Source organism: Caulobacter segnis (assembly GCF_031454995.1).
Classification (GTDB): Bacteria; Pseudomonadota; Alphaproteobacteria; order Caulobacterales; family Caulobacteraceae; genus Caulobacter; species Caulobacter segnis_E.
Genome location: NZ_JAVDRV010000001.1, coordinates 627,011 through 640,070, shown reverse-complemented (window position 1 = coordinate 640,070; position 13,060 = coordinate 627,011). Strand labels below are relative to the sequence as shown.

Genomic DNA, 13,060 nt, shown 5'->3' with positions numbered 1-13,060 from the left:
CTGATCCGGCGCGGCGAGATTCTCGCGGCCTACGACATCGCCCACGCCGCGCTTGACGGCGAGGCCGCGCCGCCCGGCGCGGCCTATGCCGCGGTGCTGTGCCTGGCGCGGGCGGGAGCCCTGGATTTCGCGCGTTCCGAATATGTCCGCCTCGGTCTCGCCGCCGACGACGACGCCGACACGATCGCCTTGGGCGCGCGGCTTCTGAAGGATGTCGCCCTGGCCAGCGAAGGCCCCCGGCGGATCGCCTTCGCCAAGGCCTCGCGCCTCCGCTACGAGACGCTGTCCCATCGCTTCGGGGGCGTCTATGGCGCGATCAACGCCGCCACCATGACCCTGGTCGCGGGCGATCGCGCCGGCGCCGTCGAGCGCGCGGCGGTCGTGCTGCGAGCGCCGTCGCGGGGCTTGACCGGCGAGGCCGCCTACTATGAGGCCGCCAGCCGGGCCGAGGCGTTCTTCCTGGTCGGCGACCTGGAGGCCGCGCGCCGCCGCATGGAGCAGGCGCTGGCTTTCGCGCCGCGCGCCTACGCCGCCCATGCCTCGACGCTCCGCCAGATGGAGATGTTGTGCCGCGAGCTGGGCCTCGACGCGGACTGGCTGGCGCCGTTCCGTCCGCCCGTCTGCGCGCATTTCACCGGCCATATCCAGAATGTGTGCGACAAGGTCCTTCGCCCGCGCGTCGACGAGGCGCTCGCCGCCGCGCGGGTCGGGTTCGGCTACGGCGGCCTGGCCGCCGGCGCCGACATCGTCTTCGCCGAGGCCCTGCTGGACGCGGGCGGCGAATTGCACGTGGTGCTGCCCATCAACCGCGCCGCCTTCGTCGAGGTCTCCGTCGCGCCCTTCGGCGAGACCTGGGTGGAGCGCTTCGAGCGTTGCATGACCCGCGCGGCCTCGATCCGCTACGCCTCGCGGGACCCCTATCTCGGCGACGAGCAGGTCTTCGCCTACGCCAGTCAGTTCGCCATGGGCTGCGCGGTGCTTCGCGCCCAGACCCTGGCGACCGAGGCGGTGCAGCTGGCGGCCTGGGACCGCCGCCCGGCGCCTGGGCCCGCGGGCGTCTCGGCGGACATGGCCTACTGGACCCGAAGCGGTCGCCGAGGCGTGGTGATCGAGGTCGACAGGCCGGTTCCCGTCACGCGCGTCTCTCAGCCCGCCGAGATCGGCTCTCGGGCGATGAAGGCCATGTTGTTCGCCGACGTGCAGGGCTTCGGCGCCCTGCGGGACGATCAGATCCCGGCCTTCATGGAAGGGGTGATGGGCCGAATGGCCGAGGTCGTCGAGGGCTTGGAGGCCCGCCCGCGCCACATCGAGACCTGGGGGGACGGGCTGTTCCTGGTCTTCGACCAGCCGATCGACGCGGCCCTGGCGGCGCTGGCCCTGCTGGAGGCCTATCGCGCGCTGGACCTTGGGGCGCTCGGCTTGCCGCGCGGCCTGGGTCTTCGGATCGGCGGACACTACGGCCCGGTGCACCTGGGCACCAACCCGCTGACCAAGGCTCCGGCGGTCGTTGGCGCGCACGTGGTCGTCGCCGCGCGCATCGAGCCCAACGCCGCGCCGGGCTCGGCCTATGTCAGCGAGGCGCTCGCCGGCGCCTTGGCGACGTTCCATGGCGACCGCGTGCGTTGCGGCTATGTCGGGCGCACCCAGGAACGGAAGGGCTTTCCGGCCACGCCCATCTTCAATCTCTCCCGCGCCTGAAACGCGACCAGGCGGACGAGAGAAAAACCGCTATTTTTCTCGATGTGAAAATCCGCACATCCAAATAGCGCCGGCACCGCCGATGGTCCCTGTGTCGACCGGCGGCGGCGGGCTCCCATGCCAGCAGCCACCGGCCGCGTGAACAGACTGGGGCCCGACCACCCGCCGGTCGGGTCCATTTTCTCAAACCACTCCGGGGCGCTGGCCTCGGTCGCATCGGGAGTCGCGCGATGTCCCTGAATAATGCCCTCGTGGGTGAGAAGCCCTTCGCCCAAGCCGAAGTCGGCAACACCTTCCTCCGACACGCCCTGATCATCTGGGCTCGCGAGCAGGGCGTGGCCGAAGCGCACGTCTCCGCCATTACGCGGGACGTACTGGATTTCGCGCAGGCGACCGTGCGCGACAGCGGCCCTCGAGCGATCCTGAGCGCCTAGAAACAGGCTCCGCGCGCGCGCCGCGCCTCGCTAGAGCGGCTCGATAGTCGGAAACACCCATTTTGAGACATGCCGCCCTGGTGGGGATTGGGGCGGCGGTCGACGAACGCCCTTGTTCGCGCCGTGAGGCCGCGTTCGTCGCGAGGAACCTGGACGGCATGGCTGTCCGGGTTCTTCGCAGTCTGGTCCCTACCGCTGGAGAATGACATGTCCGCCCTGTTGAGCGTCCTGTATAGCCCCGTGATCTTCACGGCCGCCGCGGTGCTGGCGTTGATCGCGGCGGCCGTGGCCGGATGGCTGGGCGCGCATGTCCCGCGCCTTCGCGCCCAGTTGGCCGAGGCGCGCCAGGAAGCAGATGGCCTGGCGGCGCATCGCGACAGCGTCATCGCGGAACTGGCCCTGACGCGCGCGCGCTTGGCCGAGGCCCGGCAAGCGGCCGGCCGGGCTCGGGCGATGGCGGAGGAGCTGCGAGCGCGCCTGGCGCCAACCATCAAGATCGAGCGCGAGTTCGGCGAGAGCCGTTGCGAGGCGGCCAATCGCGTCATTCGGAACGCCCTGGGCGACAGGCATCAATAGGCCGCGCCCACGGCTCCGAACATTCAGCGCGCCTTGCGGGCCTTGATCTCCTCGGGCGCGAGCTTGCGGATAGCGGTGACGGGATAGCGCTGAACGCCGATCGCGCCCGGTACGATAATCGTGGCGTCGATGCCCGAGCAGATCCAGGAACTACCGCGCGACTCGACGCCGATCCGCTGGGTCCAGTCGATATCCGGCGAAGGCGCGAACAGCGTCAGGCGATAGACGTCGCGCACGCCGACCGAGACGTCCACGGTCTCCTTGTCCACGGCGTTGAAACCGTCGATGTCCTGAGCGCGGAAACAGGAGCGCTCGCTCTTGGGCTTTTGGGCGGTGTCCCCTTGGGCGGCGGCGAGCGTCGGCGCGGCCAGGAGCAGCGCGGAAAAAGCGATGGATTGGGCCTGCTTACGCATGGTCTTCAACTCCAGTCAGGCGTCCCCCGAGGGATATCCTCGCGCCAAACCGCGAGCGGCTCAAGCTGGCGTCGGGGGCGGGGGCTTGGCCAGTCGCAGGATCGCGACGCCTAGAAGCGCCGAGGCCAGCGAGCCGACCAGCACGCCGATCTTGGTCTCGTCGATCAGCATGGGATCGGCGAACGCCAGGCCGCCGATGAACAGGCTCATGGTGAAGCCGATCCCGCACAGCACGGACACGCCGTAGAGCTGCGCCAGGGACGCGCCGGCGGGCAGGCGCGCCCAGCCCATCCGGATCATGCCGAGGGCGACGCCGAAGACGCCGAGCTGCTTGCCCAGGAACAATCCCAGAGCCACGCCCAGCGGCACCGGGTCCAGCAGCGCGGAAAGCCCGATCCCGGCGAACGAAAGCCCCGCGTTGGCGAAGCCGAAGATCGGGGTGACGCCAAAGGCGACCGGCTTGTGCAGGGCGTGCTCCAACCGGTGCAGCGGGCAGCGCTCGTCGGACCGCAGGGGGATGGTCAGGGCCAGGGCGACGCCGGCCAGGGTGGCGTGGACGCCGGACTCCAGCACCAGGAACCACAGCACGACGCCGAGCAGCAGATAGGGCCAGAGGCTGATGACCTTCAGGCGGTTCAGAACCACCAGGGCCGCCAGCACCGCGCCCGCGCCGGCCAGGGCCATCAGGTGCAGCTGGTCGGTGTAGAACAGGGCGATGATCATGATCGCCGCCAGATCATCCATGATCGCGATGGCGGTCAGGAACACCTTCAGGGAGGTCGGGACGCGCGAGCCCAGCAGCGCCAGGACGCCGAGCGCGAAGGCGATGTCGGTGGCCGAGGGGATCGCCCAGCCGGCGACGCTGTCGGCGTGGCGCAGATTGAAGAACAGATAGATGGCCGCCGGCAGCGCCACCCCGCCCAGCGCGGCGGCGCCGGGCAGGATCACGTCGGCGGGCCGCGACAGCTGGCCGTCCAGCACCTCGCGCTTGATCTCCAGCCCCACCAGCAGGAAGAACAGGGCCATCAGGCCGTCGTTGATCCAATGCAGGACGCTTTCGTCCAGATGGACCGGGCCGATCGCGAAGCCGAGATGGGTCTTCAGCACCGCGAAATAGGCCGGCGCGAGCGGCGAGTTGGCCACGACCAACGCCAGGCCCGCGGCGATCATCAGCACGTAGCCGCCAGCGGCCTCGTTCGCCAGGAAATCCGCCAGCGTCTCGCGGGCGCGGCGGCTGATCGCGCGCAGGGCCATATCGGGGTCTCCTCCGGATAAGAGAGCGGCGTGGCGTCTGCTCAACACCAGGCAAGCTTGAGGCGAACCAACGAGGGTCGCCGCGAGGCGTTCCAGCTAGCCCGCTTCGTCCATCTCCCGCAACCGGAGATGGCGCGCCTGGGCCAGCCGCTGATCGGAGACGGTCTTGAGGTCCAGCCAATCGGTGAAGGGCAGACCGTAGGCGCGGTCGAGGAACTCGGCCTGGAAGCGGAAGGGCAGACCCGCGTCGCTGTTCCACAGCATGACGATGCCGGTCTTGGTCGCCGGGTCGAACACCATGGTCGAGCGATAGCCAGAGACGGCGCCGCTGTGGCCGACCACGCGATGACCGCGATAGTCGAAACTGCGCATGCCCAGGCCATAGCCGGCGTGCTTGATCTCGCGGGCGAACGGCGCGCGGCCGTAGGGCGCGGCGGTGCCGATGCGCGGGCGCTGGGCGGCGTCCAGCACCGCTGGCGGCAGCACGTCCGGGCGAAGACCCATCTGGGCCTGCATCCACACCGCGAGATCGACGATGGTCGAGTTGACGCCGGCGGCGCCCGGCACCCGGTAGTAGGCCTCGGACATCGGCAGGACCCGGCCCTCGCGATGGGGGCGGGCCCAGTGGGCGGCGCCGACCAGGCCGGCCTGGCCGATCGTGGCGCTGGTCATGCCCAGCGGCGCGAAAAGCTTCCGCTGGACGGTTTGGTCGTAGGCCTCGTGGGTGCGGGTCGCGAGGATCTCGGTGATCGTGTCGTAGGCGACATTTTGGTAGGTGTGGCAGCGCCCCGGCGCGCAGGCGACCGGCACGTCGCCCAGGGCGTGGCGGATCATCGCCGGGTCCTGTCCGTCCTCCAGGCGATCGTCATAGGCGTTCTTGGGCAGGCCCGTGCGCTGCGACAGCAACTGCTCGACCGTCAGCTCGCGCTGGGCGTCGCGCGGCAGGCGCAGGGTCGTGTGGAAGGTCTCGATGGGCTCGTCCAGCGACAGCAGGCCGTCGGCGGCGAGCTTGGCGGTCAGGGCGCCGGCGACCGTCTTCGACAGCGAGGCCCAGCGGAAGACCGTGTAGGCGTCCACCGGCTCGCCGTCCTTGGCCGAGGTCAGGCCATAGCCTTGCACGAACGACAGCCGTCCGTCCTCGACGACGGCGACCGCCAGGCCTTCCATCGAGCGCTGGGCGGCCATCTCGGCCAGCCGTTGATCGAGGGCGCGATAGTCTATGCGGCCGCGCCAATCCTCGGGCTTGGTCGGCGGGACGATCGGCGGCGGGACAGGCGCGTGGGCCGAGGTCAGGGCGGCGACCGGCGTCGCGGCGCGGAAATGGACCGCCAGGGCGCCGCACGCGATCAGCAGGCCCAGTCCGCCCGCCGCCAGCCACTTGCGGCGCGACATCTTGGGGGCGGAGATCGGGTCCTGCGGGTCCGGCACGGGCGATCGACTCTCGGCGGCGATAGGGATGCTGTTCTTATGGGCGCCCGCGCGCGGTCAGCCAAGGCCTCAAGTCGCCGCGCGGCCGCCTCGTCCACAAACAAAAAATGGGCGCAAACAAAAGCGGGCGCGAACAAAAACGCCCCTCGCGAGGGAGGGGCGTCTTCGATCCGGTGAACCGGAGGTCTTTAGGCGGCCTTGACCAGCGACTTGGTCAGGATGCCGATCGCGGCTTCGCGGTCGATGCGCTCGATGGCGGCGACTTCGCGGGCCATGCGGTCCAGGGCTGATTCATACAGCTGGCGTTCCGAATAGGACTGTTCCGGCTGGTTCTCGGCGCGGTGCAGGTCACGGACCACCTCGGCGATCGAGATCAGGTCGCCCGAGTTGATCTTGGCTTCGTATTCCTGGGCGCGACGCGACCACATGGTGCGCTTCACGCGGGCGCGGCCCTTCAGGGTGGTCAGGGCCTGCGAGACGGTGCCGCCTTCGGCCAGCGGGCGCAGACCGGCCGTCTTGGCCTTCTTGGTCGGGACGCGCAGGGTCATTTTTTCGTGGTCGAAGGTGATGACGTAGACTTCGAGCGACATGCCGGCCACTTCCTGGGTCTCGATCGCCTGAATGTTGCCCACGCCGTGCGCGGGATAAACGACGTGATCGCCGACCGAGAATTCCAGACCAGTCTTGCTCATGTTCGTCCTCATCAATGCGGACCCCATGGGGTCCGAACGCCGTCTTCCGCGCCAAACCAAAGGCGACAGCTTCCCGCTCCGCGGAATACTGGTCGCGGGGCCAAGCCTGTCAGGATTTGGAATAGAGCTCTAAGACACCCTTCGCCTTCATCGGGCGAGCCGGCCAGAATGACTCTGAAGCCGGCTTATTCGCCAAGACGGGCCGTCGCGAATAGCCGCAACCGTCACGTCGGCGAAGACAATAGCATAAAATTCAGCTCGAAGAAAGGGTTGCGTCCAGACATGCCCGATCGCGCCGCAAAGCTTTCGCGTCGCGGCGGGGTTGCAAGCTTCAGAATTCGCGGTGGGATCAGGAGCCCTTGCCGGGCTTTTCGCTAAAGTACTTCTCGAACTTGCCGGTCTCGCGCTCGAACTGTTCGCGGTCTTCCGGGGGCACGCCCTTGACCGTGATGTTCGGCCAGACCTTGGCGTAGTCGGCGTTGACGCGCAGCCACTTGCCGTCGGCCTCGTCCTCGGTGTCGGGCTTGATCGCGTCGACCGGGCACTCGGGTTCGCAGACGCCGCAGTCGATGCATTCATCGGGATTGATGACGAGGAAGTTCTCGCCTTCATAGAAGCAATCGACCGGGCACACCTCGACGCAGTCCATGAACTTGCAGCGGACGCAGGCGTCGGTGACGATATAGGTCATCGAAAACTCGAATGATATCGGGGACGAAGTTCGGCGCGCGCGTTTTCGAAGCCTGGGGCCGGCTTGTCAATGCGGCGTGATCGCGTAGGCGCCCAGGAATTCTGAAGGCGAGGTCAGGACGCTCGCCCTTTGGTAGTCGACGCGGGCCCCAAAACAATCTTTTATTGAGTGGGGGCCCGCTTGGGATTTTTCAAATATCCAACGAAATCAAAGCTAGGAAGTTGAGCTGATGGAGAAGGGGCTGGCCATCAACTACGGTCCGGACATGGATGCGCGTGAGCGCGACCGGGCTCGGGTGCTGACGGTCGGCGCGCTGGTGCGCGAGGCCCCGTTTCCGCTAGCCTTGCTGGACTTGGATCTGGCCCTTGTCGCGGTCAGTCCGGCGTGGGTGGCGCAAGGCGTCACGCCAGCGTTGACGATGGGCTCCGACGCCAGCGGCATCGTGGCCTTGGACGACCAGGCGGCGCTGCGGGCCTGCGCGCGCGACGGGATCGACTTCTCCCACCATCTGCACGACGCGGCGGAGGATGGCTCCCAACGGTTCTGGCGCACGGAGTTCAACGCCTGTCGCCACGACGACGGCGGCGTCTACGCGGTCATGGTCACGGCCCGCGACGTCACGGGGTTCGCCGAGAGCGTGCTGCGCGCCGAGCGCGACGAACAGCGCCTGAGGATGGCGCTGGAGCTCGATGACCTGCTGGTGCGCGAATACGATCTGCGCACGGGCGAGATGTACTTCTCCGACACCGCGCCCGACCTGCGGAAATGGTGCGTGTTCAAAGACGATCCGCTGGAGATCGTCCATCCCGAAGACCGGCGGCTTTGCGCGGACGTGGTCGCCTCGCGCAGGGTCGGCGAGACGGAGGTGTTCGAGTTCCGCCTCAATCGCGACGACGGAGTCGAAACCTGGGTCCGCGCCGTGGGCAAGGTGTTCGGCGACCAGGACGGCCAGCCGGAGAAGCTGGTGAACCTGTTCAAGGATATCACCGACCGCCGTCGCCGGACGGAAGTCGTCGAAAACCTGGCCTTCAAGGATTCGCTGACCGGCCTGCCCAATCGCGCGCTGTTCCAGCACCGGTTCAACGAAGCGGTCTCCGCCTCGGAGACCCTGGGCGAGATGTTCGGCCTGATCATGATCGACGTCGATCACTTCAAGGACATCAACGACACCTTGGGGCACGACGCCGGCGACGTGCTGCTCAAACGTCTGGCGGGCATGCTTCAGCGGGCTTTCAGATCGGGCGACACCGTGGCGCGGCTGGGGGGCGACGAGTTCGCGGTCATTCTGCGGGGCCTGCGAGGCGAGGCCGACATGATGCGGCCCATCCACAAGCTGCAGGAGCTGCTGCAGCGGCCGATCGAGTACGCCGGCCGCAGCTTCACGGCCACGGCCAGCATCGGGGCGGCGCTGCACGGCGATCCCGAGGCGGATCCGGCGCACATGATCAAGAACGCCGACATCGCGCTCTATCACGCCAAGGAGGCCGGCCGGAACCGGAGCATCATCTTCGAACCCGCGATGCGGACCGAGTTGGAGCGAAGGGTCGAGCTGCTGCGCGATGTCCGGGCGGCCATCATGGCGAACGAGTTCACCCTCTTCTACCAGCCCGTCGTCGATATCCGCGAGCGGCGGGTCGTGGGCTTCGAAGCCCTGATGCGCTGGATTCATCCCGAACAGGGCGTGCTGACGCCCGCGCGCTTCATGGCGGCGTTCGATGACCAGGAGCTGTCGTTGCGGTTGGGGGACCTGGCCCTCGAGCATTCGCTGCGCCAGATGCGGAGCTGGCTGGACCAGGGCGTCGACTTTGGCCGCATCGCGGTCAACATCTCCGCCGCCCAGTTCCGGAGCGGCTGTCTGGCCGAAGAGGTGCGGGAGCGCCTGGCGCGCTGGAACGTGCCCTGCGAATGCCTGACCATCGAGGTCACCGAGAACGTCTATATGGGCTGGGGCTCGGATCTCGTCAGCGGCAATATCAGCCGGCTGCACGCGGCGGGCGTGATGATCGCGCTGGACGACTTCGGCACCGGCTACGCCAGCCTGGCCAACCTGCGCCAGTTCCCGATCGACCGCCTGAAGATCGACAAGTCCTTCGTCCAGAACGCCGAGGACGAGGCGATCGTGAAGGCCGTGATCACCCTGGGCGCCTCCATGGGCATGAAGGTGGTGGCCGAGGGCGTGGAGGACGCCGAGCAACTGGAGGCGCTCATCCGCTACGGCTGTGATCAGATCCAGGGCTACTACTTCGGCAAGCCAATGCCGGCCGAGCAGGTGGTGGGGTTCTTGGAGCGGTTTGGGGGATAGGCCTCGATCCTCCCCCTAGCGGGGGAGGTGGCGCGAGCGCCGGAGGGGGAAGGTCTCGCCGAACCGGCTACGCCCCTCTCCGTCGGCCGGGCCGACACCTCTCCCACGGGGAGAGGATTTGGTTCTAGCCTTCCACCGTCTCGTACAGTCCCCGCGCTTCCGTCGCCGGGCCCCGGCGTTCGCCGCAATCCAGAACCCGGATCGCGATCAGGCGGCCCGCGAGGCCGAACACCAGAACATCACCCGGTTTGAGGGTCCGCGAAGGCTTGTCGACGCGGCTTTCGGCGCCGGCGCGGGTCAGGCGGATGCGGCCTTCGTCGACGAACTTGGCGGCGAGCGACCGGGTCTTGAAGAAGCGGGCGCGCCAGAGCCAGACATCGGCGCGAGCGGCGTCGTTCGAGGCCGCGTCGCTCACGAGGCGACCTGCTTGGCCGCGGCGGTCTTCCGGCGGCGAGGCCGCTTGCGGCGCGCGGGCGCGGGCGGCGGCTCGGTCAGCTTGGCCAGCGCCGCGAACGGCGAGTCCGGGCGGGCCTTGACCGGCTTCTGCTCCAGCTTGGCCGCGCCGCGGCGCTTCCAGACGATCGGCTGGTCGGGCTTGGCGCGGATCGCCGGCGTGTAGTCCAGCGCGCGCAGCACCGTCGAGGCCTGGGCGGCGGTCCAGCCCAGCTTTTCCAGCGCCGCGTCGGTCAGCACCACCCCGCCGGGACGCTGTTCGGCGCGCAGCAGGGCGTCCAGCGTCTCGAGCTGCTCGACCGGGATGCTGAAGCCGGCCACCGCGCGCAGGCCGCTGGCCGACAGTTCGCGGGCGCTGGGCTCGGGCGAGGGCAGCTTCTCAAGCGTCGTCAGAGCCCCGCGCCATCCGGAGGGGCTCAGAGCCCGCGCGCAGGCGACCGCCTCGGCCCGCAGCACGCCGGGGCTATAGAGGCTGAAGGCGCCGATCCTCACGCCCAGGCTCTTCAGCGTGCGCCGCTCGGCCTGGCTGAGCGCTTTCAGCTCGGGATCGACCGGGCGCTTGTCCAGCACGCCGCCGGCTTCCAGCAGGCGGTGGGCGATGCCGCGCGGCAGGCCCCGCAGTTCGCCGCCGGCCAGGGCCCGCTCCAGCTTGCGCAGCGGCGCCAGATGCCGGTCGACCTCGGACGCCAGGAAGGCGTCCAGCCGTCGCTCGGCCCGCTCGCGCACGGCGGCGGGGCCCAGCTCGCCCAGCAGGCGGGCGCGGGGCGAGAGGAGGGGCAGGTCGCGGCGAACGGCGCCGGCCGCCTCGCCGCGCCACAGGATCATGCCATCGGGCGTCAGGGCGAAGGCGTCGTCGGCTTCGCTGGCCATGACGCCCAGGCGGCGGGCGATCTCGGGGCCGACGGCGCGCTGGGCGGCGTTGCGCAGGGCCTTCTCCTCCAGCGGCGAGGCGGCCTTGGCCGGGGTGAAGGCCACGCCCGACAGATGGCCGACCACATGGCCCTCGACCGTGACCTCGCCGTCCTGGCCGACGCCGGCATAGAGCGTCTCGCGCTCGCCCAGCTGCTTCATCAAGACGCTGGTGCGGCGGTCGATGAACCGGGCCATCAGCTTTTCGTGCAGGGTGTCGCTGATCCGGTCCTCGAGCTGGCGGGTCTGGCCCTGCCAGTGAGCGGGATTGGCCACCCAGTCCGGGCGGTTGGCGATGTAGCTGAGCGTGCGCACGCCCGACAGCCGCGCGGCCAGGCTGTCGATCTCGCCATCGGTGCGATCCAGCGCCTTGAACTGGCCGTTGACCCAGTCCTCGGGCAGACGCTTGCGGCCCGTGGTCAGGTCGTCGAACAGGGTGCGCGCCATGCGCTGGTGCTCGTCGTCGGTGGTCTTGCGGAAGTCCGGCGTTTGGCAGACCTCCCATAGGCGGATCAGGGCCGAGCGGTCGGCCTTGCAGCGCTTGATGACGTCCTCCTGCTGGGCCAGGGCCCGCAGGGTGCGCTCGTCCAGCGCCTCGTCCGACAGCTTCAGGCCGCCCCGCTGGGGCGTCTCGGCCAAGGAGCGCAGCAGGCCGGGCAGGGAGCCGAAGTCCAGACGCGCGTTGCGCCACTCGGCGGCGACGATGGGCTCGAAGGTGTGACTTTCAACCGCCTCGACCAGGTCCTCGTCGATCTCCTCGCAGTCGCCGGTGACGCCGAAGGTGCCGTCGCGGGTGTAGCGGCCGGCGCGGCCGGCGATCTGGCCGACCTCTTGCGGGTAGAGCCAGCGCGTGCGCTTGCCGTCGAACTTCCGCAGCCCCGCGAAGGCCACGTGGTCGACGTCCATGTTCAGGCCCATGCCGATCGCGTCGGTGGCGACCAGGAAGTCGACCTCGCCGGACTGATACAGGGCCACCTGGGCGTTGCGGGTGCGGGGCGAGAGCGAGCCCATGACCACGGCCGCCCCGCCGCGCTGACGCCGGATCAGCTCGGCGATCGCGTAGACCGCGTCGGTGGAGAAGGCGACGATCGCCGTGCGGCGCGGCAGGCGGGTCAGCTTCTTGGAGCCGGCGTAGGAGAGGTTGCTGAACCGCTCGCGGCTGACGATCTCGGCGTCGGGCAGCAGGCGGCGGACCAGCGGAGCCATGGTTCCCGCGCCCAGGAACATGGTCTCGAACTTGCCGCGCGCGTGCAGCAGGCGGTGGGTGAAGATATGGCCGCGCTCGGGATCGGCGCACAGCTGGATCTCGTCGACGGCCAGGAACTCGACCTCGCGCGCCAGCGGCATGGCCTCGACCGTGCAGACGAAATAGGCCGCGCGGGCCGGGACGATCTTCTCCTCGCCGGTGATCAGGGCGACGCTGGCCTTTCCGCGCAGCTTGACCACGCGGTCATAGATCTCGCGCGCCAGCAGGCGCAACGGCAGGCCGATCATGCCCGAGGCGTGACCCAGCATCCGCTCGACGGCCAGGTGCGTCTTGCCGGTGTTGGTGGGCCCCAGGACCGCGGTCAGTTTCGAAGGGGCCAGGCCGGTCGAACGGTCACTCATGATCCGAAAGTGGGGCGGGAATCGTGCCGGGGCAAGCGGCGCCGCGGCCGTGGAGGCCAGAGCGCGATGACGCTATGTTTCCATCGATGGAGGTCGCCATGAGCGTATCGAACCCGGAAGCCTTCACGCCCCTCGGCGGCGGCTGCCAGTGCGGCGCCGTGCGCTACGTGATCACCGCGCCGCCGCGCCGTCATTCGCTGTGCTGCTGCGTCGACTGCCGACGCAGCGCGGGCGCGCCGATCGTGGGCTGGGCGTCGGTGGCCGAGGCGTCGCTGACGATCACCGGCCGGACCGCCGGCTACAATTCCTCGGGCGATATAGAGCGCGCCTTTTGCCCGCGGTGTGGCACGGGCCTGTTCTATCGCAGCGCGTCGCTGTTCCCGGGCGAGGTCGATGTCAGCACCGGGACGCTCGATGATCCCGATGCGCTCCCACCGACGGAGGTGATCCAGGTCGCCGACGCGCCCACCTGGTGGGAGACGATCGGGTCGCTGCCTCGGCACGCGCGGTTTCCCGAGGAGGCATAGAGCGTGGCGGCCGAAAGTGTGTGCGGTTCCGGCGCCCGCCACGCTCAAGGTTATAGAGATAGAGCCTGTTATCCG

At 69.1% G+C, this 13,060-nt stretch carries 12 protein-coding genes; 5 read left to right on the top strand and 7 right to left on the bottom strand.

What is annotated here, in order from left to right:
- The first annotated feature begins 36 nt into the window (after nucleotides 1-36).
- The 3 genes from J2728_RS03070 to J2728_RS03060 all read left to right on the top strand — a co-directional run bounded on the left by J2728_RS03070 (nucleotide 37) and on the right by J2728_RS03060 (nucleotide 2,708).
- Complete coding sequence (locus J2728_RS03070; protein WP_404979714.1) at nucleotides 37-1,698, top strand: adenylate/guanylate cyclase domain-containing protein; 1,662 nt, start codon at nucleotides 37-39, stop codon at nucleotides 1,696-1,698.
- 230 nt (nucleotides 1,699-1,928) lie between these two features.
- Nucleotides 1,929-2,132, top strand: coding sequence for a hypothetical protein (locus tag J2728_RS03065; protein ID WP_309996175.1), 204 nt, complete (start codon nucleotides 1,929-1,931; stop codon nucleotides 2,130-2,132).
- Between the two features lie 207 nt (nucleotides 2,133-2,339).
- Nucleotides 2,340-2,708 (top strand): hypothetical protein, encoded by a 369-nt coding sequence (locus J2728_RS03060; protein WP_309996171.1) that lies wholly within the window; start codon nucleotides 2,340-2,342, stop codon nucleotides 2,706-2,708.
- Nucleotides 2,709-2,731: 23 nt separating this feature from the next.
- Here the strand turns inward: J2728_RS03060 and J2728_RS03055 are convergent, their stop codons facing one another.
- The 5 genes from J2728_RS03055 to fdxA all read right to left on the bottom strand — a co-directional run bounded on the left by J2728_RS03055 (nucleotide 2,732) and on the right by fdxA (nucleotide 7,186).
- The gene (locus tag J2728_RS03055) at nucleotides 2,732-3,121 is read right to left on the bottom strand and encodes a DUF6491 family protein (RefSeq protein WP_309996168.1); all 390 of its coding nucleotides are present in this window, start codon (nucleotides 3,119-3,121) and stop codon (nucleotides 2,732-2,734) included.
- A gap of 60 nt (nucleotides 3,122-3,181) precedes the next feature.
- Entirely contained in the window at nucleotides 3,182-4,375 is a 1,194-nt protein-coding gene (nhaA, locus tag J2728_RS03050) for a Na+/H+ antiporter NhaA (protein ID WP_404979689.1), read from the bottom strand.
- 96 nt (nucleotides 4,376-4,471) lie between these two features.
- Nucleotides 4,472-5,803: a serine hydrolase domain-containing protein gene (locus J2728_RS03045; RefSeq protein WP_309996165.1), complete on the bottom strand. Its 1,332-nt coding sequence runs from the start codon at nucleotides 5,801-5,803 to the stop codon at nucleotides 4,472-4,474.
- 188 nt (nucleotides 5,804-5,991) lie between these two features.
- Entirely contained in the window at nucleotides 5,992-6,495 is a 504-nt protein-coding gene (locus J2728_RS03040) for a CarD family transcriptional regulator (RefSeq protein ID WP_013080781.1), read from the bottom strand.
- Nucleotides 6,496-6,844: 349 nt separating this feature from the next.
- Nucleotides 6,845-7,186 carry a ferredoxin FdxA gene (gene fdxA / locus J2728_RS03035; protein WP_099443031.1) on the bottom strand — a complete coding sequence of 114 codons (342 nt, stop codon included), beginning with the start codon at nucleotides 7,184-7,186 and terminating at the stop codon, nucleotides 6,845-6,847.
- 229 nt (nucleotides 7,187-7,415) lie between these two features.
- On the opposite strand from fdxA, the gene J2728_RS03030 reads away from it, so the two are divergent.
- Nucleotides 7,416-9,488 (top strand): putative bifunctional diguanylate cyclase/phosphodiesterase, encoded by a 2,073-nt coding sequence (locus tag J2728_RS03030; protein WP_404979687.1) that lies wholly within the window; start codon nucleotides 7,416-7,418, stop codon nucleotides 9,486-9,488.
- A gap of 124 nt (nucleotides 9,489-9,612) precedes the next feature.
- Here J2728_RS03030 and J2728_RS03025 read toward each other — a convergent pair whose 3' ends face one another.
- Nucleotides 9,613-9,903: an RNA-binding S4 domain-containing protein gene (locus J2728_RS03025; RefSeq protein ID WP_309996159.1), complete on the bottom strand. Its 291-nt coding sequence runs from the start codon at nucleotides 9,901-9,903 to the stop codon at nucleotides 9,613-9,615.
- Entirely contained in the window at nucleotides 9,900-12,458 is a 2,559-nt protein-coding gene (locus tag J2728_RS03020; RefSeq protein WP_309996156.1) for a helicase-related protein, read from the bottom strand. The genes J2728_RS03025 and J2728_RS03020 overlap by 4 nt, the downstream gene beginning before the upstream one ends.
- 98 nt (nucleotides 12,459-12,556) lie before the next feature.
- Here J2728_RS03020 and J2728_RS03015 point away from each other — a divergent pair, with 98 nt between their 5' ends.
- On the top strand, nucleotides 12,557-12,985 hold the full coding sequence (locus tag J2728_RS03015) for a GFA family protein (protein ID WP_309996152.1): 429 nt from the start codon (nucleotides 12,557-12,559) through the stop codon (nucleotides 12,983-12,985).
- The last annotated feature ends 75 nt before the right edge of the window (nucleotides 12,986-13,060 follow it).

What these genes read in the sequence shown, in the direction of transcription:
- J2728_RS03015 (WP_309996152.1), top strand. Translation starts at nt 12,557, where the DNA reads ATGAGCGTATCGAACCCGGAAGCCTTCACGCCCCTCGGCGGCGGCTGC.
- nhaA (WP_404979689.1), bottom strand. Translation starts at nt 4,375, where the DNA reads ATGGCCCTGCGCGCGATCAGCCGCCGCGCCCGCGAGACGCTGGCGGAT.
- J2728_RS03060 (WP_309996171.1), top strand. Translation starts at nt 2,340, where the DNA reads ATGTCCGCCCTGTTGAGCGTCCTGTATAGCCCCGTGATCTTCACGGCC.
- J2728_RS03040 (WP_013080781.1), bottom strand. Translation starts at nt 6,495, where the DNA reads ATGAGCAAGACTGGTCTGGAATTCTCGGTCGGCGATCACGTCGTTTAT.
- J2728_RS03020 (WP_309996156.1), bottom strand. Translation starts at nt 12,458, where the DNA reads ATGAGTGACCGTTCGACCGGCCTGGCCCCTTCGAAACTGACCGCGGTC.
- fdxA (WP_099443031.1), bottom strand. Translation starts at nt 7,186, where the DNA reads ATGACCTATATCGTCACCGACGCCTGCGTCCGCTGCAAGTTCATGGAC.
- J2728_RS03065 (WP_309996175.1), top strand. Translation starts at nt 1,929, where the DNA reads ATGTCCCTGAATAATGCCCTCGTGGGTGAGAAGCCCTTCGCCCAAGCC.
- J2728_RS03030 (WP_404979687.1), top strand. Translation starts at nt 7,416, where the DNA reads ATGGAGAAGGGGCTGGCCATCAACTACGGTCCGGACATGGATGCGCGT.
- J2728_RS03055 (WP_309996168.1), bottom strand. Translation starts at nt 3,121, where the DNA reads ATGCGTAAGCAGGCCCAATCCATCGCTTTTTCCGCGCTGCTCCTGGCC.